General features: G+C 58.2%; 20 protein-coding genes. 7 read left to right on the top strand and 13 right to left on the bottom strand.

Annotated elements, in window-relative coordinates; all coding sequences use genetic code 11:
* The first annotated feature begins 6 nt into the window (after positions 1 to 6).
* Genes rapZ through RB602_RS07895 form a run of 5 tightly spaced genes read left to right on the top strand, consistent with a single transcriptional unit; the run spans position 7 to position 2971 of the window.
* Positions 7 to 942, top strand: coding sequence for an RNase adapter RapZ (rapZ, locus tag RB602_RS07915; RefSeq protein WP_317080021.1), 936 nt, complete (start codon positions 7 to 9; stop codon positions 940 to 942).
* 48 nt (positions 943 to 990) lie between these two features.
* A complete protein-coding gene (locus RB602_RS07910; protein WP_317080020.1) occupies positions 991 to 1419 on the top strand; it encodes a PTS sugar transporter subunit IIA in 429 nt (142 codons plus the stop codon).
* Positions 1419 to 1700: an HPr family phosphocarrier protein gene (locus RB602_RS07905; protein ID WP_317080019.1), complete on the top strand. Its 282-nt coding sequence runs from the start codon at positions 1419 to 1421 to the stop codon at positions 1698 to 1700. The genes RB602_RS07910 and RB602_RS07905 overlap by 1 nt, the downstream gene beginning before the upstream one ends.
* Before the next feature lie 9 nt (positions 1701 to 1709).
* Positions 1710 to 2513: a TrmH family RNA methyltransferase gene (locus RB602_RS07900; protein ID WP_317080018.1), complete on the top strand. Its 804-nt coding sequence runs from the start codon at positions 1710 to 1712 to the stop codon at positions 2511 to 2513.
* A 35-nt stretch (positions 2514 to 2548) separates the two neighbouring features.
* Entirely contained in the window at positions 2549 to 2971 is a 423-nt protein-coding gene (locus tag RB602_RS07895) for an META domain-containing protein (protein WP_317080017.1), read from the top strand.
* 339 nt (positions 2972 to 3310) lie between these two features.
* Here RB602_RS07895 and RB602_RS07890 read toward each other — a convergent pair whose 3' ends face one another.
* The 3 genes from RB602_RS07890 to recR form a co-directional block, all read right to left on the bottom strand.
* Entirely contained in the window at positions 3311 to 4711 is a 1401-nt protein-coding gene (locus tag RB602_RS07890; RefSeq protein WP_317080016.1) for a DNA recombination protein RmuC, read from the bottom strand.
* Between the two features lie 106 nt (positions 4712 to 4817).
* Entirely contained in the window at positions 4818 to 5342 is a 525-nt protein-coding gene (gene def, locus RB602_RS07885; protein WP_317080015.1) for a peptide deformylase, read from the bottom strand.
* 140 nt (positions 5343 to 5482) lie between these two features.
* Complete coding sequence (gene recR / locus RB602_RS07880) at positions 5483 to 6079, bottom strand: recombination mediator RecR (RefSeq protein ID WP_317080014.1); 597 nt, start codon at positions 6077 to 6079, stop codon at positions 5483 to 5485.
* Positions 6080 to 6153: 74 nt separating this feature from the next.
* Here recR and fmt point away from each other — a divergent pair, with 74 nt between their 5' ends.
* On the top strand, positions 6154 to 7068 hold the full coding sequence (gene fmt, locus RB602_RS07875) for a methionyl-tRNA formyltransferase (RefSeq protein WP_317080013.1): 915 nt from the start codon (positions 6154 to 6156) through the stop codon (positions 7066 to 7068).
* Positions 7065 to 7805 carry a tRNA pseudouridine(38-40) synthase TruA gene (truA, locus tag RB602_RS07870; RefSeq protein WP_317080012.1) on the top strand — a complete coding sequence of 247 codons (741 nt, stop codon included), beginning with the start codon at positions 7065 to 7067 and terminating at the stop codon, positions 7803 to 7805. Before fmt ends, truA begins: the two co-directional genes overlap by 4 nt.
* 150 nt (positions 7806 to 7955) lie before the next feature.
* Here the strand turns inward: truA and RB602_RS07865 are convergent, their stop codons facing one another.
* The 10 genes from RB602_RS07865 to RB602_RS07820 are packed head-to-tail and all read right to left on the bottom strand — an operon-like array spanning position 7956 to position 20900.
* The gene (locus RB602_RS07865; RefSeq protein WP_317080011.1) at positions 7956 to 9851 is read right to left on the bottom strand and encodes an XrtA/PEP-CTERM system amidotransferase; all 1896 of its coding nucleotides are present in this window, start codon (positions 9849 to 9851) and stop codon (positions 7956 to 7958) included.
* A 39-nt stretch (positions 9852 to 9890) separates the two neighbouring features.
* The gene (gene xrtA, locus RB602_RS07860; protein WP_317080010.1) at positions 9891 to 11468 is read right to left on the bottom strand and encodes an exosortase A; all 1578 of its coding nucleotides are present in this window, start codon (positions 11466 to 11468) and stop codon (positions 9891 to 9893) included.
* On the bottom strand, positions 11465 to 12706 hold the full coding sequence (locus RB602_RS07855) for a TIGR03087 family PEP-CTERM/XrtA system glycosyltransferase (RefSeq protein WP_317080009.1): 1242 nt from the start codon (positions 12704 to 12706) through the stop codon (positions 11465 to 11467). The genes xrtA and RB602_RS07855 overlap by 4 nt, the downstream gene beginning before the upstream one ends.
* A gap of 8 nt (positions 12707 to 12714) precedes the next feature.
* Complete coding sequence (locus tag RB602_RS07850; protein ID WP_317080008.1) at positions 12715 to 13815, bottom strand: FemAB family XrtA/PEP-CTERM system-associated protein; 1101 nt, start codon at positions 13813 to 13815, stop codon at positions 12715 to 12717.
* Between the two features lie 2 nt (positions 13816 to 13817).
* On the bottom strand, positions 13818 to 14705 hold the full coding sequence (locus RB602_RS07845) for an XrtA system polysaccharide deacetylase (RefSeq protein ID WP_317080007.1): 888 nt from the start codon (positions 14703 to 14705) through the stop codon (positions 13818 to 13820).
* Positions 14706 to 14720: 15 nt separating this feature from the next.
* Entirely contained in the window at positions 14721 to 15953 is a 1233-nt protein-coding gene (locus tag RB602_RS07840) for an XrtA/PEP-CTERM system-associated ATPase (RefSeq protein WP_317080006.1), read from the bottom strand.
* A gap of 33 nt (positions 15954 to 15986) precedes the next feature.
* Positions 15987 to 17687: a TonB-dependent receptor gene (locus RB602_RS07835; RefSeq protein ID WP_317080005.1), complete on the bottom strand. Its 1701-nt coding sequence runs from the start codon at positions 17685 to 17687 to the stop codon at positions 15987 to 15989.
* Positions 17687 to 18673, bottom strand: a complete 987-nt coding sequence (locus tag RB602_RS07830; RefSeq protein WP_317080004.1) for an AAA family ATPase — start codon at positions 18671 to 18673, stop codon at positions 17687 to 17689. Before RB602_RS07830 ends, RB602_RS07835 begins: the two co-directional genes overlap by 1 nt.
* 11 nt (positions 18674 to 18684) lie before the next feature.
* Complete coding sequence (locus RB602_RS07825) at positions 18685 to 20220, bottom strand: XrtA system polysaccharide chain length determinant (protein ID WP_317080003.1); 1536 nt, start codon at positions 20218 to 20220, stop codon at positions 18685 to 18687.
* 23 nt (positions 20221 to 20243) lie between these two features.
* Positions 20244 to 20900 (bottom strand): XrtA/PEP-CTERM system exopolysaccharide export protein, encoded by a 657-nt coding sequence (locus RB602_RS07820; protein WP_317080002.1) that lies wholly within the window; start codon positions 20898 to 20900, stop codon positions 20244 to 20246.
* Positions 20901 to 20969 lie beyond the last annotated feature (69 nt).

Below are 20969 nucleotides of genomic sequence, written 5' to 3'. Positions count from 1 at the left end.
GCGGTAATGGATCAAACAGCTCCCTCGGAAATCACGCGCCCGCCAGTGCAGATCATGCTGATCACAGGTATGTCCGGTGCCGGCAAGACGACCGCGTTGAAAACGCTGGAGGATATGGGCTGGGAGATGATCGACAACTTCCCCATCCGCCTGCTCGAACGCCTTTTGGCGACCCCTTCTGGCGCAGGACAGGAAGCCGGATCTGACCGTATTGCCATTGGTTTTGACACCCGCACGCGAGGTTTCAACCCGGCTTCGGTTATAAAGTCGATCAAGAAACTCATCGACGGCGACAATTACATCGTCACCACGCTGTTTCTGGACTGCACCGATCATGAGCTGGAACGACGCTATAATGAGACGCGCCGGCCGCATCCTTTGGCGCTCGATAGGCCAGCGATCAGCGGGATACAGGAAGAACGTGAATTGCTCGCGCCACTGAAGCGCTGGGCCGATCAAATTATCGATACCTCGTCGCTCAACGCCAATGCGCTCAGCAACCATATGCGCGAACGCTTCCCCAATGAGGTTATCTCCGGCAGCGTTATCACCATATCAAGTTTCGGTTTTGCCCGCGGAATGCCGCCGGTGGCTGATCTGGTGTTCGATATGCGTTTCCTCAACAACCCGCACTGGATAGAGGGGCTGCGCGAACAAACCGGACAGGACGCCCCAGTGGGCGACTATATCAGCCAGGACCCGCATTTTGCCGAAGCCTATGACCGTATATTGGACCTGCTGCTGATGCTGCTGCCGCGCTATGTTGCGCAGGGTAAAGCCTATGTCCATATCGCCTTTGGCTGTACTGGGGGGAGGCACCGCTCGGTCTATACTGCCGAGCGCATTGCCAAGGGCTTGCACGAGGCAGGTTTTTCCCCCAGTGTCGCGCATCGCAACCTGACATCAAGGCCCATTGATGCGCTGGAGAAAAATACGGGGTAACGCTATGGTAACGCTCTACACCATCCCAAAAAGTGATTGTTTACCAAAATGATAGGCATGGTTCTCGTAACGCACGGCAAACTCGCCGAAGAGTTTGTTTCGGCGATGGAACATGTTGTCGGTCGCCAGAAGAATATCGCCACAGTCTGCATTGGCCCGCATGACGATATGGAAGCGCGGCGCGAGGATATTGCCAAGGCGGTCAGCGAGACAGATACCGGTAAAGGTGTGATTATCCTCACCGATCTGTTTGGTGGCACGCCGTCTAACCTTGCCATTTCTCTTATGGAGCGCGGCCGGATTGAGGTCATTGCCGGGGTTAACCTGCCGATGCTTATTCGTCTTGAGGGTGCACGCAAAGCCATGTCGGTGGCGGATGCTGTTGCGGCTGCGCGAGAAGCGGGACAGAAATATATTTCGGTCGCCTCGGAATTGCTTGACGATGACGAGCGCCGCCAATCGGGAAGCGCGGGATAATGCCGCAGGAACAAGTGACGATTATCAACCGCAAGGGCCTGCACGCCCGGGCGAGCGCGAAATTCGTCAATACGGTTGCTGCACTGCCCGAAGGCCTGACCGTCAGCGTTTCCAAGGACAGTAACTCCGCCAATGGCGAGAGCATTATGGGCCTGATGATGCTGGGCGCGGCCAAGGGACACAGTATCGATATCAGTGTTGAAGGTTGCGACGCGGATGCCGCCGACAAGGCGCTTTCCAAACTGGTAGGGCTGGTTGCAGACGGCTTTGGCGAAGATTAGACGCACGGCATGCCGCGCAAACACATCACCGGATTTTCCAATCCTACAGTCAAATATCTGCGCTCGCTGCGCGAGAAAAAGCACCGCAAACGCGAAGGAATGTTTCTCGCCGAAGGGCTAAGGCTGGTCACAGAAGCGCGCGAGGCCGGTCATATCCCGCAGATGATGGTGGTCGCCGAGGGGCGCGACTCACATCCGCTGATTGATACGCTGGAAGCAGCCGTAGAGAGCCAGGGCGGCGACATCATCACTACCAGTAAGGACATCCTCTCCAAGATATCCGGAAAGGATAATCCGCAATCCATTGTCGGCGTCTTTCGCGATTTCGATGTGCCGCTCGCCCAGCTTGACCGCACCACAAGCGATATCTGGCTGGTGGCACAGGATATGCGCGATCCCGGCAATCTGGGCACCATGTTGCGCACCGGCGATGCGGTCGGTGCTGGCGGACTGATCCTGATTGATCACTGTGTTGATCCCTTTTCGGTAGAAGCGGTGCGCGCCAGCATGGGCGCGGTTTTCACCCAGAAGGTGGTGCAGGCCCCTTGGGGCGATTTCCTGCAATGGCTGCGCTCCGGGCCGGGGCAATTGGTCGGCACCAGTCTCAACACCGATACCGACTATCAGGCAGAGCGCTATACCGCCCCGACTTTTCTGCTCACCGGCAATGAAGCGCAGGGCCTGCCCGCCGATTATGAAGCGGAATGTGATGTGCTGGTAAAAATGCCGATGATGGGCAAGGCAGACAGCCTCAACGCTGCGGTGGCCACGGCGGTTATGGCCTATGAGGTGTTGAACCAGCGCCGGGCATAAGGCAGAAATAGCGCATCATCACAGGAGTGAGTCTTATGCGCCTTACCGCCCTCGCCATCCCGTTTCTCGCCATAGCGCTCGGCGCTTGCCAACCCACCGAAAGCGTCTCTTCCACCAGCCCTATGGACAGTCTCCAAAACAGCCAATGGCAGTTTGTCAGCCTGAACGGCCAACCCGCAGTCCAGGCAGAGCGCAGCGAACTGGTGTTTGAAGGCGATCGCATTGCCGGATCAACCGGCTGCAACCGCTTTAGCGGCAGTTATAGTCTGTCAGATGGCCAACTGACCGCCAACCAACCCCTCGCCCTCACGCGCATGGCCTGTATGGGCGCGGTTGATCAGCAAGAACGGACGATGATGGAAATGTTCAGCGGTCCGCTATCGGTCAGCATGGATGGACAGGGTCAGCTGGTTCTGACCGGCGCCGAGCATAAGGCGGTGTTGCGGCGTAAGGGGTAATCAGTTCACGCGGAGGCGCGGTGACGCGGAGTTTATGTCCTCTGCCTTTAGAGTTGATTTCATTTACATTGAATCGTCATTGCGAGGAGCGAAGCGACGCGGCAATCCAGAGCAGGTGCGTGTTGCCCTAGATTGCTTCGCTACGCTCGCAATGACGTGTTTCAAGCTAAGTGGAAAACAGTCTAGGGGAGAGCGGGCGGTCCACAGGCACAGCGCACGTGAAGAATCCCCACCCCGCTGCGACTAAGCTCGCTGCGCTCACTAAGTCTCACTGCCCCTCCCCTGAAGGTGGAGGGGGAGAGTTAGTCTCCGCGGCTCCGCGCCTCCGCGTGAGACAAACTACTCAGCCGCCTCATCTTGCTCATCATTGCCGTAACGCGGCAGCGCCTCAATCTCGGGCAATTCCTCCAGATCGCGCTTGCCGGTCTCGATATTGAGCTGCTGGAATTTGCGCCCGGTGGAGAGCACATTGCGTTCAAAACTGCCAACGAACTTGTTGTAATTACCCACCGCACTGTTGAGCCCCGCCCCTACGCGTTTCAGATGCTCAGCGGATACCGCAAGCCGGTCGTACATTTCCTTGCCCAAAGCCCCGATCTGCTTGGCCTCGCGCGCCAATCCTTCCTGCCGCCAGACCCCGGCTACAGTGCGCGCTATCGCGACCAGATTGGTCGGCGTCGCCAGCAAGACCTTCTTCTCAAAGGCAAAGTCCCAAAGGCCAGCATCATGCTCCAGCGCGGCGGAGAGGAAATGCTCGCCGGGTACAAACATGATGACATAATCGGGTGCGTCCTCAAACTGATCCCAATAAGCTTTGCGCGACAGGCCATCGATATGGGTGCGCATCGACTGGCCATGCGCCGCCAGGGCAACACTGCGCGCCTCATCGTCGTCGGCTTCAAACGCATCCTGATAGGCGTTGAGCGAAACCTTGGCATCGATCACTAAGGAACGCCCGCCCGGGACCCGCACCACCGCGTCAGGGCGCAACCGCCCTTCTTCGGTCTCGATGCTGTGCTCCATGACGAAATCGGTATACTCAGCCAACCCGCAGCTTTCGAGCACGTTCTTCAGCTGCTGCTCGCCCCAGCGCCCGCGCGCCTTGGGCGCATTACGCAGCGAATTGACCAGCCGCGCGGTCTCATCGCGTACCTGCTGCTGGCCGGAGCGCATCTGGTCCATCAGGCCTTTGAGATCACCATAGGCCTCGCTGCGCTGCTTCTCGATGCGTTCAATCTGCTGCTCATAGGAGTGCAACTTCTCACCCACCGGGTTGAGCAACGCCTTGATCCGGGCCTCATTCTTTTCTTCCGATTGGGCGAAGCGCTGATCGGCGCGTTCGAGAAACTGTTTTTGCGCCTCGCCGAGCAGCTTGTTGCCCACCTCGCCAAATTGACTGCTCAATTCCTCGCGCGCCTCGCGCAGCTGTTTCAGCTGTCGATCATGATTGGCGGCATCGGCTTTCAAGCGGGCATTCTCGGTGCTCAGCCCCTCGCGCTCGGAACGCAGCGTATCACATTGGCGGGAGAGCTCTTCCGCCTTTCGCGCTTTTTCTGATTCTGTTGCCAGATCACTGATCGCGCTCTGAAACTTCTCGTTCAGCGCTTTCAGTTCGGCATCCAAAGCCTCTTTCTCGGCCCTAGCTGCCGCAGCCGGACGCCCACCGAAAAACCAACCCAGAATCACACCGATAATCAGCGTAACGATGCCAATGATGACCGGAAGCAGTTGCTCGCTCAAACCTATAGTCCTGCCCAATTAGCCTTCGCATATCGCGAAACATACAGGGAACATAGAACGCCAAAAGCACTCTGGCAAGCGTATCAGAAACTTATCCCGCGGATAATCAGGCTGCGGCTTTGCGCGCCTTGCTCAGCTTGCGCAGCACCATCTGCCGCTTCAGGCGCGAGAGATGGTCGATAAAGAGAATACCCTCAAGATGGTCCATCTCATGCTGCAGACAGGTGGCGAGCAGGCCCTCCATGCGCTCTTCATGCACATTGCCATCCAAATCCTGCCAGCGCGCGGTGCAGGTCGCTGGGCGATCGACATCGGCATATTGATCAGGAACCGAGAGGCAGCCTTCCTGATAGGTCGACACGTCTTCGGACGGATCGAGAATTTCCGGATTGATAAAGATGCGCGGGTCTTTCACCGGCTCATCATTCTCATCCGGCTCCTGCAGATCGATAACGAGCACGCGCAACGGCACACCCACCTGTATCGCCGCCAGACCGATGCCGGGCGCGTCATACATGGTGTCAAACATATCCTCGACTAGCGTTTTCAGCTCATCATCGAAAACCTCAACCGGCTTCGATACAGTTTTGAGCCGCGCGTCGGGCACTTCTACAATCGGTCTTATGGCCATGGGTGCAAAATAGCTGTGGTGGGGGAATTGTTCAAGCCTTCGCAAACAATCACCGTCAGGGCTGAGCCTGTCGAAGCCCGCGTCTCAAGTTGAGAAACGCCCTTCGACAAGCTCAGGGCTAACGGTCATTTTTTGGCGCTCTACCCCAAAGGCCGTCGCGCTCTGAGGGCCTGCGCCAATGTACCCTCATCAAGATAATCCAACTCCCCGCCCACCGGCAGGCCGTGCGCCAACTGGGTAATCCGCACCGGCATGCCTTCAAGACGCTCGGCGATATAATGCGCCGTGGTCTGCCCCTCCAAGGTCGCATTCAGGCCCAGCACCACCTCATCCACGCCGCCATCGGATATGCGGCTGACCAGCTTGTCAATGCTGAGATCATCCGGCCCGATGCCATCGAGCGCCGACAGCGTGCCGCCCAGCACATGATAGCGCCCGGCAAATAATCGCGCCCGGTCCAGCGCCCAGAGATCGGCGACCTCCTCGACGACGCAGATGGACTTGGAGTCACGGCGCGGATCGGTGCAGACGCCGCAAGGGTTGGTGGTATCGATATTGCCGCAAATGCTGCAGACCGAGAGCTTTTCGCGCACCTCCTCCATCGAGGCAATCAGCGGTGCCAGCGCGCTTTCGCGCTTCTTGATCAGGTGCAACACCGCCCGCCGTGCCGAACGCGGGCCCAGCCCCGGCAGCTTGGCCAGTTGCCCGGCCAATTCCTCTATCTCTTGCGATGCCATGGCCGCATCATTAGGGGGATTGGCGGCAACAAGGCAAGCCAATCGCAACCGCAGAACAGGAAATGGGGACAGATATGCGCATCATCTATATGGGCACACCCGATTTTGCGGTGCCGACGCTGAATGCGCTGTATGACGCAGGGCATGAGATTGTCGCGGTCTATTGCCAGCCACCCCGCCCCGCCGGACGCGGCAAGAAACCGCGTCCCTCGGTGGTGCAGAAGCGCGCTGAGGAACTGGGTCTGGAGGTGCGGACGCCAGTGTCGCTGAAAAAGGACGTGGCGCAAGCGGAATTTGCAGCGTTTAACGCCGATATTGCAGTGGTTGCGGCCTATGGCCTGATCCTGCCACAGGCGATCCTCGATGCGCCCGCGCATGGCTGCCTCAATGTCCATGGCTCGCTGCTCCCCCGCTGGCGCGGCGCGGCGCCTGTGCAACGGGCGATATTGGCGGGCGATGCCATGACCGGGGTGACCATCATGCAGATGGAGGCAGGCCTCGACACGGGCCCGATGCTGGCGAAAGCGGAAACGCCGGTTGCTGGCAAGAATGCCGGGGAACTGACTGACGAGATAGCCACTATGGGCGCGGAGTTGATGGTCGAAGTGCTGGCCGATCTCGACAGCTATCCGCCCGAAGTGCAGCCCGATAATGGCGTGACCTATGCGCACAAGATTGAGAAGGCTGAAGGGCGGCTGGATTTCACGCAGATTGCGATTCAGGTCGAGCGGCAGATACGTGCTTTTACCCCCTGGCCCGGCGCGTTTTTTGAATTTGAGGGACAGCGTTATCGGGTGCATCAGGCGGATATCATTCTTGATGCAGAGCAAGCTGAACCCGGAACGATCCTGGATGACCGGATTACCATTGCATGCGCTGATCAGAGCGCAATTTGTCCGACTATAATTCAAAAAGCTGGCAAGCCGGCCATGGCGCTGGATGATTTTCTGCGCGGCAACAGCCTGCCCAAAGGCGCACAGATCGCATGACCCGCTTTGCCATGACGCTGGAATATGATGGGCGGCCCTTTATGGGGCTGCAGCGGCAGAAACATGGCCCCAGCGTGCAACAGGCAGTGGAGGAAGCGGTTGAGGCCACGATTGGCCTGCCCGTGACACTCTATGCCGCCGGGCGCACCGATGCCGGCGTCCATGCCGAGGCGATGCGGGTGCATGTCGATGTAGAGCGCGATTTTGATGCCTTTCGCCTGATGGAAGCGGTCAATGCCCATCTGCGTCCTGCCCCGATTGCGGTCAGCCAGTGTAACGCGGTCGATGAGGAATGGCATGCCCGCTTTTCCTGTATCGGTCGACGCTATCGCTATGACATTATCAACCGCCGTGCGCCGCTGACCTGGCAAAAGGGGCTGGCCTGGCGAGTGGCGGTAGAACTGGATGCCGAGGCGATGCACGAAGCGGCGGAATACCTAGTTGGCCAGCATGATTTCACCACGTTCCGGTCCGCGCATTGTCAAGCGCAGAGTCCAGTCAAGACGCTGGATCGCATTGATGTTGTGCGCCAAAGTGAACGAATTTCAGTGCATGTCGCAGCCCGCTCTTTCCTGCATCATCAGGTACGCTCGATGGTCGGTTGCTTGTCGCTGGTCGGGCGCGGGCAATGGAGTGCGGATGATCTGCAGGCGGCGCTGGAGGCCAAGGACCGGCAGGCATTGGGCCTCAATGCACCGCCCGATGGGCTATATTTTGTCGAGGCGGTCTATCCATAACTCTTAATCAGGGTTTGGCGAAGCCAGACTATTTTCATTCTCACACAAAGACACGAAGGCACAAAGGAAGGTGTTCTCTCTATGCCTGCTTTGTGTCTTTGTGGCTTTGTGTGAACAAAAAATACTCCCGCTTGCGCGGGGTTAGGTGTTTTAAAGCGCAAACAGCTTTTTCATTGCTTTATCGAGCATCACCAATTGCCATAAAGTGCGGCCATAATCGCTGCGGCCAGATATATGCGCTTCGGCCATATCGGTCATTGCTTTGCCGTTAAACCATCCAGTCCGCGCCAGTCCATCGCCATCGGCAATGCCGCGGGCCGTATCGGCCAGAGGCCCGCGAAACCATTGGCTGATCGGCGTTACAAAGCCCATTTTCGGGCGATAGAGAATATCCTCGGGCAGATAACGCTCCATGCTTTTCTTCAGCAGCCATTTCCCTTGCCCGCTCTGGATGCGGTATTTCTCCGGCAAGCGCGCCGCGAATTCAATCAGGCGATAATCCAACAGCGGCTCGCGCGCCTCAAGGCTGACGGCCATGCTGCTGCGGTCAACCTTGGTCAGGATATCGCCGGGAAGCCAGACTTTCAGATCGGCATATTGCGCCCTATCAAGACCGGATCGCGCTGGGGCTTGGCGCATCAGGCTGATCATATCCTGCTCGGCGCGATGGCCCTGCAATGCCCTGCCCAGCTCTGGACTGTAAAGCGCCTGCCGATGCGCCGCGCCTGTTACCGAGAGCGCATCGGCATAGGCCGCATCACCGTCATTGGCGAGCGCGAGCAAGGTCGTCTTGGCGCGCAAGGGACGCGGTGCCCAATCGGCCTTGGGATACAGTCGCCCTAGCGTGCCGAATACACTCTGCCGGAAACCCAATGGCAACAGGCTGCGCACCCTCTCCTCGCCATGGTGGAATACATGGCGACGGTAACCGGCCAGGGCTTCATCCGCGCCATCGCCCGACAGCGCCACGGTGACGTGCCGCCGTGCCAGCGCGCAGACCTGCGCCGTGGGCAGCGCCGAGCCATCGGCAAAGGGTTCGTCAAACTGATCCACCAGCCTGTCGATCAGCGCGAAGTCGCCAGCGGTGACGATTTCCTCATGGTGATCGGTGGCGAAGCGTTTGGCGACCGCACGGGCATGGCTGGTCTCGTCGAGCGAGGCTTCATCAAAACCGATGCTGCAACTGGTGACGGCGCTTTTGGAACGCTCGGCCATCAGCGCGACGACGCTGGAGCTGTCGACACCGCCGGAGAGAAACGCGCCGAGCGGCACGTCAGAGATCATGCGCAACCGCACCGCATCGCGCATCAATTCGAGCAGTTCCTCCTCAAGCACGGCGGGTTTGGCGCTGCTGCGCTCGGCAAAGCTGACATCCCAATAGCGGTGCAGCGCACCATCGGGCTGGCTCGCGGAAAAGCGGATGCTGTGCCCGGCGGGAAGCTTCTGTACCCCACGCACAATGCACTGGTCGTCGGGGACATAGCCCCAGGTCATATAGGATTCGATCACTTGCTCATCGGGCACGCGCCGCAGCGCCGGATTGGCGAGCAGACCTTTCAGCTCCGAGGCAAAGGCAATCGCGCCATCTGGTAGGCGCGTGTAGAAGAGCGGCTTGACCCCCAGTCGGTCGCGCACCAGCGTCAGGCTGTGTTCCTCGCGGTCATAAAGGGCGAAGGCGAACATGCCGTTGAGCCGATCAATCGCCGCCCTACCCCAGCGCCGCCAAGCCAGCAAAATGACCTCGGTATCGCTGTCAGTCTCAAAAACATCGCCCGCCGCTTCCAGCTCTTTGCGGACCTCGGCAAAGTTATAAATCTCGCCATTGAAGCTGATATGATAGCGCCCCTCGGGCGTCGCCATGGGCTGCGCGCCGCCCTCCAGATCGATAATCGCCAGCCGCCGGTGCCCCAGCCCGATGCCGCGATCCACCCAGACGCCACTGCCATCCGGCCCGCGATGCGCCAGGGCGTCGCTCATCCGCTGGACCCGCCCAGGATCAACCGGCTTGGGCGTTTCGGGATAGAACAGACCGGCTATGCCGCACATGATAAAGGTCTCTGGGCTAAGGGATCTCGGAGCAAAAGATTATTCGCCCGATGCAATGGTGAGTGCCAGACTGTCAAGCGGGCCCGCCTCGGTTATAAAGCGCTCCACCGCTTGGGCAGCATCGGCTTCTTCCACCGCTTCTGCTGAAACAATCAGTACCCCGGCTCGCTTCTGGCTGCCGAGCAGGCGGTCTCCCAGCATGGCCAGCTTGATGCCGCTGGCGCTTTGCGTTGTCAGATCGCCATAGACATAGAGCGTCACCGCATCGCGCACCATCGGGCCGGGCGCAACCAGTCGCTGGCTGGCAAGGCCTTGTGTCGTTTCGCCGTTGGCGGTCCAGGCCCAGTCACTCGCCGGATCATGCGCGCCCTGGCCATAGCCGATCAGTTCTTCGCCCTCGGCCTGGCGGTCATAGAGCGCGAAGAACAGATCAACCTTGGTGCCTTCGGTATCACTATAGCTGCCCAGCAATATGTGCGCTGCACCCTTTTGCTGCGGCGACCAATCAGCGCGCGGGGCATATTCAACCTGCTGCCATTCTGGGATTTTCGGCAGGGTAATGCTTTCGGCAATCTCTGCTCGGGCATTAGCCATCACCAGAGACCAGCCCACAGGCGCGACCAGCAATACGGTCAGTATCAAAACGGCGGGAGCCATCCAACGGCGCGCAGTATCAGCCGTAGCAGCCTTGTCCTGACCAGTCACAAAAGGCGCATCGATGGCGCGATCGAAAAACGGCCATGCCACGCCCATGATGATGATCATCACCAGCGCGAAGAAGAACCAGCCATAGAACACATGGTCAAAGCCGACCGCGAAATCCAGGCCATAATAATGCGCGATGGCAATCGTGCCCCAGGCGCGGATGCCATTGGCGATGATCGGCAGGATGACACAGGCGGCGAGGAAGATGATGCGGCGGCTCCAGCGTTCAAAGCACAGATGCGCGACCAAAACCCCATAAGCGATCATCGCGATCAGGAATTTGACGCCGGAGCAGGCTTCGGCGACCTCAAAATAGCCGGTGGGTGTGGAGATAAACACGCCTTCGCGGAAAGCCGGGATTCCGACCCAGCTTAACAGCACCATCGACATATCGGCAGTAATCGTCTGCAAAAACGGGACAATTTCTTCGCCAACCGGCACGAGAAAGAAGCCGTAGAAGAGCGGGAACCACAATATCTTGCCCGCGCGCCAGCCGAGCAGCGCGACGACTGCGCCCTGTACCATCACCACCAGCGCGCCATGGCGCAGCAGCGCGGTGCCTGATGCCTCGCCAAGCAGCCAGACCAGCGCGCTCAGCCCGACCCAAAGCAAAGCCAGCGGTGCATAACCGGGTGCTGTCTGGCGCAAGGCATCCGAGCGCTGCCACACCAGCCAGCCGAGAATGAGCGGGATCAACAGGATATGGTTATAGGTCGAAACATCCCACCAGATCAGCGCCATATCGCTCAGGTCGCGCCAGAACAGCACCACCAGCAACAGCGCTAACAGGCCAAGCTGCTGAAAGGCGATCCGCCATGGTGGCGACCAACTTGCCGCCTTTGCATCAGCTTCGGATGGATCGGCTCGGCCCTTTGCCGCAGAGCCACTATCAGGATGAGAGAGCGCACTCATGCGGCATCACTTATGCTGACGTCTTCGCCAAAGACGATTGTGTCCAGCCCCTCCAACTGCGCCTGCCAACTCATCGTATCCTGCACATAGCGGCGTGCGGCAGTGCCCATAGCTCTGGCTTTGCCTTTGTCTCTCAACAGATCAACGCACACGGCAACAAAGCTGGCATTATCCTCGGCAACGACAAAATGCGTGCCATTGACAGCATCAATTCCGGTGGCTGCTTCGGGCGAAACAACAACCGACTTTTCCATCGCCATCGCTTCCAGCACCTTATTCTGTACACCGCGCGCGATCATCAGCGGTGCCACCGCTATCGCCGCCTGATTGAGCCAGGTGCGGATATCTTCCACCTCGCCAGTGACGATGATATTTTTTGCATTATGCAAGGCCCGCACCGCATCGGTCGGGCTGCGTCCGGCGATGATAAAGCGCGCGCCAGGAACGGCGGTAACAACAGCAGGCATCACATGCGCGGCAAAATGCGTCACCGCGTCGACATTGGGTGGATAATCCATTTGCCCGGTGAAGATGATATCATGCTCCGCAACGGTCGCACTGACAGCTTTGGTCAGGTCATCATGGTGCGGGTCATAGCGGACGCAATCAATACCATTGGCAATGCTGCGGATATGATCAGCCGCGGCATGGCCATCCGCCGCCATACGCCGGCGGAATAGATTGGCCTCATTCTCGCTAACCAGAGAAACCACATCGGCGCGGTCCGCCATACGGTGTTCAAACTGCGATAGCATGCGCCCTTCTCGGCGATAAATATAGGCCATCGCGCTACTGCTGGTTTCGGCATAGCTTTCAAATTTCATCGAATCGACATCGACCAGATCGAGAACGATACGGCCCTGAAAGTCTGCCGGGATATATTGCCCCATCTGGCCGGAGAAACAGAAGATTGTGCTGATATCCTGCGCATCGATTGTGCGCGCGACATAGTCGGCCAGTGCCTGATGATGGAAGGCGGTGAGCGAAACGGGCTTACCCTTTAGTATCGCTTCTACACCCGCCAGCGCCATCGACTTGGTCCGCTGCACCACGCAATGCGTTTGTGCCAAGGCGGCGAGTTCGTTCTGATGCGCCAACTCATCAAGATTATCGGCAAAACAGGCGACATGCACCGGAGCAAGCCGCGCCAGGGCTTGCAGCATATGGAAGGAACGAATTTTGTCACCGCGATCCGGCGGAAAGGGGATGCGATGGGCAAGATAGAGAATGGCCGCCATGTCTTGCCCTACCCCAGACCCTTGGCGATCAACGGACCGAGCCGATTGGCGACAGAGAGCGGCAGCTTCTGCCACAGCCCGATCCGCGCCTGATATTTCGGGCTTAGCGGATTGACATCGCGAGGCGCCGCGCCATCGGCGGTGCGGGTTGCATAATGCAGCGGCTGGCCTTCAAAGCCCCAATTCTTTTTGAATGCAGCAGCGCCGGTTCCAGTCTTGGAACGGCCAAAGTCGAAACGGCTGCAACCCCGCTCCCGCGCATGGTTCATCAACGCATAATACATCAGATCATTGGCGCGCAGTTGCCGCGCCTGCCATACCCCGCCGCCCCAATAGGGCATGACCGTGCCGCGATGATAAAGGCTGAGCACCGAAGCAACCGGTTCGCCCTGGTGCAGCACCGTGAGGATATCGGCATCTTCACCAAAATGATCGAGCACCCAGGAAAACAGCGCGCGCGGGAATACCGGCGTGCCGAGATTGCGTACACTCTCGCTATAGACACGATAATGCCAGTCACGGTCACGTTCGGAAGAGCCGGTTTCGACGCTTAGATCGCCTGTCTCTTGCAGTTTGAGCGCCTTGCGCACTTCGGCACGTTGTTTACGCGGAATGGCGAGCAGTTCAGCTTCATCATCAGCGGCAAGATCGCGGGCAAAGCCAAGATAGCTCTCACTATTGCAATGCCACTCCGGCTGCACAGGCATCATTCCACCGCGCAACTCCACCGTGGGGCAACTGCGTTGTTCCGCGATCTGCCACATGGCATCGGTCAACGCCTCCCCAGCAATGGCATCATCCGCCAAAACGCCGCCATCCACTGCAAAACCGCAAGACACCAGAGCGCGGCCAAAAAGTGAGGAATGGATAAGATGGCAAGGCAATATACCGCGGACAGCAGCACCTGCCGTATCGCGCGCTATCAGCAAAACACTTTCATGGCCGGTGGCTTCGCTAATCGCGTCAATCCATTCAAGCCGGTGAAATGCCGTGGCAGCATCATGGCGGTTGACATAGTCCACCCATGGTTCGCGGGCCTTTGCATCATCAGCGCGCACCGTTTCCACGGAGCAAGGCGAGGTCGCATTCAGGCTGTGGTCAAAGGCCATATTCATTGCGGCACACGCAGTGCGGCCAATGTATCGATACGGTCCCAGCTAAAGTCATTTGTCAAACGGCGCAGTTTGCCCGCCATCGCCTCTAGGCGGCTATAGTGCCGCAAGCGTGACTTCAGCGGCGCGGCCTTGACCCGTGGCTGATCGGGGTCAATTTCCCAGGGGTGAAAGTAGAAGATCGCCGGTTCCTGATCGACACTATTCACACGATTAATCGCCCAGCGCGACAGCGCATAAGGGAACACCCGGAAAAACCCGCCACCGCCAGCAGCAAAGTTGCGGCCATTGAGCCGGACTGTGGTCACCGGCAGCTCGATCAACGGCGAGTCCGCAATCGGGCGATAGGCAAAGCGCGGCGCTTCGGCCCAGCCATAATGGTCATGCACCACCGGAGCCACGCTTGAGGAATAGTCATAGCCATGCTCGGCAAGTATCTGATGCGCAAAGGGTGTGCGCTGATCGATAGAAAAGCTCGGCGCGCGATAGCCGGTGACTTGCTGACCGCTGGCATCCTGCAAAACCGCGCGGGTCTTACTGATATCGGCAGCAAAAGCCTTGGCATCCATGTTGAACACCCGGCCATGCGCCCAGCCATGGCTGGCCACTTCATGCCCGGCATCGGCGATACGCCGGATCAGCGCAGGATAGCGCTCGGCCACCCAACCGAGAATGAAGAATGTCGCCTTGACATCAGCCTCGGCAAACAGCGCGATCACCGCATCGGTATTGCCCTCAACCCGATGCTGAAAACTATCCCAATCGGCCGGATCAATCACATTCTCAAACGCACCGACCTGAAACCAGTCCTCAATATCGACGGACAGGCCATTGGGAATATGGCCCCTGTCCTTCGGCTTGGGCACAATTTCCGGTTGGTGGAGCATAAAGGTCTTTCCTGATCAGGCGGCGTCGCGGCGATTATCTGGCTGTTCGCTCTCAACCCAGCGGACAAGACGGATAAGCAGATCGCGCAGTGATCGTTCCTGCTCCACCATACGCGCCTCCAAGGCTGCCACACGATCAAGCGCCGCGCGATACTGAGCGGGATCAATCACCGGCTCGGGCGCTTCTTGTTCCGGCTCTGACTCGGCTTCTATCTGTTGTTGCTCCAATTCTGACTCGGCTTCTACCTCTTGTTGCTCCAATGTTGCGGTGTCCGCATCTGTAGCATCATTGGCAGCCAGCGCCTCCTCCGGCGCATAGGATGCTGCCTGAAGCACTGACTGGGCAACCTGCATCGGCTCCGCCTGCTCATCGGCATCGGCTTCGCTCACCTCAGGCTGCTGCAGCGCTTCGATCGGTTCGGTCATAGTCACCGGCAGATCCTCGGCCAGGTCGGCCAACACCTGCTCGACCAGCGCCGCATCAATATGATCCACCTGCTCAATGGCTCCCATAAGCAATATGCGGCTCATAAGCCGGTTAAGTGAACGCGGAATACCCTCAGTGGCTTTGGCAATCTCGGCTATCGCGGCATCGCTGAATGTCGGGCGACCGTCTCCACCGGCACGTGCGAGACGGTGTGCGATATAGGGCCGCACTTCATCGGCATGCATGCCTTCTAAATGATGCGTGGCAATGATCCTCTGGCGCAGCTGTTCGACGGAAGGGTCGCTACGCAACATATCGCGAAACTCGGGCTGGCCGAGCAGAAAAATCTGCAACAGAGCCTGACTACCAAGCTGAAAATTAGACAGCATCCGCAATTGCTCAAGCGCGGTCCGGTCCAAATTTTGCGCTTCATCAACGATCAACAGACAGCGTCGGCCAGCACGCGCCTCAGCCTGAAAATGGCTCTCCAGCGCGCGCAGCAAAGCGGCTTTCTCAATACCCTGGCTCGGCACACCAAACTGTTCCGCCGTCAGACGCAGCAGATCTTCGCTCGAAAGTTGGCTGGTGACAATCTGCGCTGCGTGCAACCGGTCGCGGTCAATGGTTTCCATCAAATGGCCGACCAAAGTCGTCTTGCCTGCACCGACTTCGCCAGTGATGACGATAAAACCCTCACCTTGCGCCAGACCATAGCCAAGATAGGACAAGGCTTTGCGATGGGTGCGGCTGTCAAAATAATATTGTGGATCAGGCGTTAGCTGGAACGGACGCGCGTCCAGTCCATAATAGCTCTCATACATTTCCTGTCTCCTCCAGTGCCGGTCGTACCGGTGTCAGAATGAATAGCGAAGGCCGAGCAAAGCCGAGGCAGTAAGCGGGTTCTCAATGCCATCCACATCAAAAGTATCGAGGCCCACCGCAGCAGTCGCGCGTAATCGTCGTGTCAGGTTGCGCAAATAGGCGGCATTGGCACCGACCGCAAAAACATCGTCTGCCCCTTCAAAAGCGCTGTCAAAATAGTTGGCATAGACATTGGCGCTAAAGGCTGAAGACGCATCAATCTGGGTGGTAGCGAAGAAATTGGCGAAATAGTTCTCGTCCAACCCGCCCGCAATATCCGCCAATACCCCAATATCGGAGTTGAGGAAGCGGCGGCGGTTATAACCAAGCGCAAGGCCAGTCTGCCATCCGTTCAATTGGGTTGAAACAACCGCATTCACGCCGCGCAAACGGAACAGCGACGAGGCCGCCGATTGCAAGCCGTCATTGAGACAGAGGTTATTCTCGCCGCCAATGACACAGCCATTAAGGTCACCCGAAATGGGATTGCGGAAACTGGTAAATTGCGTCGGCAGCAACGCAACATTGTCAATAATCCGTGCGCCGAAACCGGCGACCGTATCAAACACATTTACGCTGAAAACGGTGTTCCGATTGGCCTGCCAGTTGAAATTGCCATAATAGGTCTCGCTCTGGTAACGACGGCCATAGCGCGCCTCGAGCGAGGTTCTGCTGCTGGGGCGCCACAATACGCCGACATCCCAGATAAGGCCGGACGCATCAAAGGAAAGCAGACGCGGCGAGTCCGGATCGGTGATGATGCGTCCATCGGCGCCGACAAGCGGCGTTCCATCATCGTCACGTAAGGCATCGCGCTCGCTAACCTCTACATCTTCATAGCCAGCGCCGCCGACAAGCGCGAAAGTCGGTGACAGGGGAACAGTGATGTCACCACGGACAAAGGCGTCCTCGAAACGCTGATCCAACTGCGTAGTGTCCTCACGGCGATAGCCGCCGCTTATCGTCCAGCCAAATGGCAAGATGCTATTGGTCGCCAATTGGCCAATAGTCGCATTGGCAAAATGACTGGTGCTTTCATCAAACACGTCAAGCTGCGGCTGGCCCGGCGCAATCGCGATGTTGTTATCTGTTTCGAGCGAGGCATAGCCAAAGCGGTAATTGGCATTGAGGAAGGCGCTTCCAATGTTTGTGTTGACCGACGGGCCAGCAAATACCGAGTAGAGCTGCGCGATATTGTCATTATCGCCGACAACATTGGTCGGCTGTGCACCGCGAACATCGATGCTGCTGCGGGTAGCCAGGCCACCAGCTTCAAAACTAAGCGCGTTGGGGATCAGCTGGACACTGCCACGGGCAATACCGCTCAATATATCCTGATCGCCGATCTCATCGCCCCATTCAATACGGCGCTCATAGCGCACGCTGACCTGCCCTTCGGCGCGCTGCCCACGGATCCCGGCATCAACACCAGCGGCAACAACGCTGAAGGTCACGACATTATCGTTATTAAGGTCCGCCAGCAGCACCTGTCCCACCTCTATATAGGGGGTGACCTGGGTGCGTCGGCCTTCAGCAGTGGTAACGCCATCATCGCCAAGGCCGATACCACCTCCACCAGCGGGCAATTGCTGCGCGGCGGCGGGAGTGATTGTGATGGCCAAAGTTGCGGAAACAGTGGCGATGGCTGCTGCAAGGCGCGGTTTAAAGCGTCTTTCTGGGGAGAAAACAGACATTATTGCTCTCCATATCCATAATAGGAGCCGAAGCTGCGGCCCGTTGGGGAGAATTTGGCACCGTTGAGCAAAAGCTGAATATTCGGGCATCGCGCCACCAGCGTAAGCGCATCGCTCAACGCGGATTCGCTGGTTTTGTCGGCGCGGACCACCATCAATGCCTGGCCGACATGATTGGCCAGTTCTGATGCTGGGGACGCCGACAAGGCAGGCGGAGAATCGAAAATCAGTATCCGGTGCGGATCATCCAGCGCCAGTTGCGCCAGCAATGCGCTGGTGCGAGAGGACGCCAGATACTCAGTGTCATTATTGGTCTGCTTTCCTGCCGGTAACACAGAGAAACCGGGTATATCGGTATCTACGATGCAATTATTTATAGCTATATCCGGGTTGCTCAGCGCATCCATCAGGCCCTGTTCGCGATCCAGGCCGAATATCCGGCTAACGCCGGGCTTGGCGAAGTCGGCATCGACAAGGATCACGCGATAATCGCGCTCGGCAGCAATCGACAACGCCAGATTGACGGCGCAGAATGTCTTGCCATCGCCCGATTTGGCCGAACAAATCAATATCCGCCGCGCCAAACCACCATCAGGGCCGGTATCTTCCTCGGCATTTTGCAATAGCTGCCGCTTGACGATGCGAAACTCTTCGGAGAGCCCACTAACCGGACCATCAGGAATAATGAAGTTCGCCTCGCGCAGCGCGGTGCGATCAATATGACGCAGCTTACGCGCAGCTTGCGTTGGCGCGTCGCCGAGATCAGGGCGATGCGATTGCTGTACCGCTGCATGGGACTCTGGCGTATCAGACGGCAGGGCTTGCATTGGATCAGAGCCCGATGCGGTGTGCTGATTGCCATCCTTGGACGCCGCCTTGACCGCACTGGTACGGCGGATATCGCCCAGATCATATTTTTTCGACGCCCGTTCGAGCAGCGACTCGCTGTCTTTTGAGGTCGATGGTAGAGGTGAGTATCTGGTCATCTGCTTACCCCTCAAACCACTGAACCGCGCTGAATGAATTCAACAATCAGCAACACGCCAAAGATCATCCCAAGGCCCGCTGTCGCGCCATAGAACCAGCGCATCTTGCGCTTGCGCAAAACCCGTTGCTTGTTGGTCAGTGTTTGTGAAATCGATCCCAGGACCGGCAAGCCGGATATCTTTTCCAGCTTGCCAACTGTCGAGAAGCTGGCATTGATTTGTGCATGGGCAAAGGCAACGCCAACACCCCCTGCCAGTCCGGCAGCAAGCACCATCAACAGCAATAGCGGCCTGTTGGGGGCCACCGGCGATGTCGGGTTGGTTGGCGGGTCGGGGACGCTGAAGCGCAGCGCGTCAGTCTCGGTCTCCACCTGACCGCGCAGCCGCAATTCCTCGCGCTCCTCCAACAGGCGGTCATATTGCGCCTTCAGCACTTCATAATCGCGATTGATCCGCGCTTGTTCCGCCGCGACACCCGGTTCAGAGGCCTGTTTTGAGCGCATCGCCGTCAAATCGGCTTCCAGCGAGCGTTTGCGTGCAGTCAGCGCCTGAACATTAGCCTGCCGCTCAGCCTGAATGCTTTGCAACGAGCTATAGGCAGGATTGGGCGTTTGAACGCCGCTGGACCCGGCAGGTTCACTTGCGGCGCGGGTTTCCAAATCCGATATACGACGCTTTAATGCGACAATGTCCGGATGAGAGTCGGTGAGCCCCCGTGAACGCAAGGCCGTGAGCTGGCTTTGTGCCTGTGCCAGCAGGCCGCGTGTGCCACCCGATCCCGGCACGCCCGGCGCTGCGATCGTGGCCGGCGTACCACCCAATTGCGCATTGATGGCCGCCAATGCGCTTTGCGCCGAGGACAGTTGAATATCGATCTCTTTGAGTTCGGAACGCGCATTTTCCAGCCTCTGGCTAACCGAACCAACACCGGGCAGCAAACCAAGATTCTCCGTCTCAAAAGCAACCCGGCGCGCTTCTGCCTGCTCTAGCTCTTTCTGCCGCAGTGCCAGTTGATCATCATAGAATTGCAGCGATTTGCGTGTCTCGCCGCGACCACCGGCAAGATTTTCCTCGATAAAGATATCAATCAGCTTCTGCACAATATCATGCGCAAGTTTGGCATTTTCACCATCCGAGCGGCTCGAATCGGATGAGGTAGCGGTAATCTCGAAAAAGCTGTCCTCCTCGGACACCACCTGAATCTTGCCGCGCAGCGAACCGACCATGCCTTCCATCTGACGCGAGCTGGAAATATTCTGCCCAAGATCGGTGGCGCGGATGACCTTTTCCAGATTGACCGCAGATGTCAGCGTCTGCTCGACCTGATCAATCTGGCGCTGGCGCTCCAGTGCATCGTTTTGCGACTGGTCGGGCAAAATCGATTTCATCTGCACAAGAACCCGCGCACGCGATTGATAGCTGTTGGGGATCATCGCCACCGCCAGCCAGCCGAGAACACACAAGACCCAGGCGACAGCCAGCGCCAGCCAGCGCCTTTGCCAGACGCTGTGCACTGCTATCCTGAACTCGTCATATAAGCCGTTCATGGTGTCCCTTTAATCTCGGCCGGTCAAAATGCGCTTTGCGGAATGATGATGACATCACCCGGCTGCAACAAAGCATTGGCCCGGCTGTCGCCGCGTTTCAGCAAGTCCCCGAGACGCACACCATATTCCTTCTGAAGACCCGTTTCTGGATCGACGCGCAGCAATTTGGCACGGTTGCCCGCAGCGAATTCGGACAGCCCGCCCACTGCGATCATAGCGTCAAGCAGCGTCATATTGGCACGGTAGGGAATGGAGGCCGGCTTCTCGATCGCACCGACAATCCGCACCTGCTGAGAGAAGGTGCCGGAGAAATTATTGACTGTGACCGAGACAATCGGATCTTGAATATATTCGGACAAAGCGAGGCGAATATCCTGCGACAACATGGTCGGTGTTTTGCCAACGGCCGCCATATCGGTGATCAGTGGAGTGGTGATGCGGCCATCAGGGCGGACCTGGACCGTCGCGCCCAGCTCCGGGTTACGCCAGACAAAGATCGTCAGTTCATCCAGCGGGCCGATAACATAATCTTCACCCGGTCCCTCGGTCACGGCAACCGATGATGCGGTTGGCAGTTCGCCATCAAGGGCACCACCGCCACAGCTCGCCACCGCTAATGCCGCAAAGCCCAAAAGGAACGCGCGCACCAAGGCATTGGCCGCCTGAGAAACCCTCGCCATCACATTTTTCTGCATCAAACATTACTCTCACTCTGGTCATCACGCGCTATGACAATCTCGACCAATGGT

Source organism: Parasphingorhabdus sp. SCSIO 66989 (assembly GCF_032852305.1).
GTDB classification, from domain to species: domain Bacteria; phylum Pseudomonadota; class Alphaproteobacteria; order Sphingomonadales; family Sphingomonadaceae; genus Alterisphingorhabdus; species Alterisphingorhabdus coralli.
The sequence above is the reverse complement of the archived record's forward strand: the minus strand, read 5'-3'. Positions and strand labels throughout refer to the sequence as shown.

What these genes read in the sequence shown, in the direction of transcription:
- rapZ (WP_317080021.1), top strand. Translation starts at nt 7, where the DNA reads ATGGATCAAACAGCTCCCTCGGAAATCACGCGCCCGCCAGTGCAGATC.
- RB602_RS07910 (WP_317080020.1), top strand. Translation starts at nt 991, where the DNA reads ATGATAGGCATGGTTCTCGTAACGCACGGCAAACTCGCCGAAGAGTTT.
- RB602_RS07905 (WP_317080019.1), top strand. Translation starts at nt 1,419, where the DNA reads ATGCCGCAGGAACAAGTGACGATTATCAACCGCAAGGGCCTGCACGCC.
- RB602_RS07900 (WP_317080018.1), top strand. Translation starts at nt 1,710, where the DNA reads ATGCCGCGCAAACACATCACCGGATTTTCCAATCCTACAGTCAAATAT.
- RB602_RS07895 (WP_317080017.1), top strand. Translation starts at nt 2,549, where the DNA reads ATGCGCCTTACCGCCCTCGCCATCCCGTTTCTCGCCATAGCGCTCGGC.
- def (WP_317080015.1), bottom strand. Translation starts at nt 5,342, where the DNA reads ATGGCCATAAGACCGATTGTAGAAGTGCCCGACGCGCGGCTCAAAACT.
- recR (WP_317080014.1), bottom strand. Translation starts at nt 6,079, where the DNA reads ATGGCATCGCAAGAGATAGAGGAATTGGCCGGGCAACTGGCCAAGCTG.
- fmt (WP_317080013.1), top strand. Translation starts at nt 6,154, where the DNA reads ATGCGCATCATCTATATGGGCACACCCGATTTTGCGGTGCCGACGCTG.
- truA (WP_317080012.1), top strand. Translation starts at nt 7,065, where the DNA reads ATGACCCGCTTTGCCATGACGCTGGAATATGATGGGCGGCCCTTTATG.
- RB602_RS07865 (WP_317080011.1), bottom strand. Translation starts at nt 9,851, where the DNA reads ATGTGCGGCATAGCCGGTCTGTTCTATCCCGAAACGCCCAAGCCGGTT.
- xrtA (WP_317080010.1), bottom strand. Translation starts at nt 11,468, where the DNA reads ATGAGTGCGCTCTCTCATCCTGATAGTGGCTCTGCGGCAAAGGGCCGA.
- RB602_RS07855 (WP_317080009.1), bottom strand. Translation starts at nt 12,706, where the DNA reads ATGGCGGCCATTCTCTATCTTGCCCATCGCATCCCCTTTCCGCCGGAT.
- RB602_RS07850 (WP_317080008.1), bottom strand. Translation starts at nt 13,815, where the DNA reads ATGGCCTTTGACCACAGCCTGAATGCGACCTCGCCTTGCTCCGTGGAA.
- RB602_RS07845 (WP_317080007.1), bottom strand. Translation starts at nt 14,705, where the DNA reads ATGCTCCACCAACCGGAAATTGTGCCCAAGCCGAAGGACAGGGGCCAT.
- RB602_RS07840 (WP_317080006.1), bottom strand. Translation starts at nt 15,953, where the DNA reads ATGTATGAGAGCTATTATGGACTGGACGCGCGTCCGTTCCAGCTAACG.
- RB602_RS07835 (WP_317080005.1), bottom strand. Translation starts at nt 17,687, where the DNA reads ATGTCTGTTTTCTCCCCAGAAAGACGCTTTAAACCGCGCCTTGCAGCA.
- RB602_RS07830 (WP_317080004.1), bottom strand. Translation starts at nt 18,673, where the DNA reads ATGACCAGATACTCACCTCTACCATCGACCTCAAAAGACAGCGAGTCG.
- RB602_RS07825 (WP_317080003.1), bottom strand. Translation starts at nt 20,220, where the DNA reads ATGAACGGCTTATATGACGAGTTCAGGATAGCAGTGCACAGCGTCTGG.
- RB602_RS07820 (WP_317080002.1), bottom strand. Translation starts at nt 20,900, where the DNA reads ATGGCGAGGGTTTCTCAGGCGGCCAATGCCTTGGTGCGCGCGTTCCTT.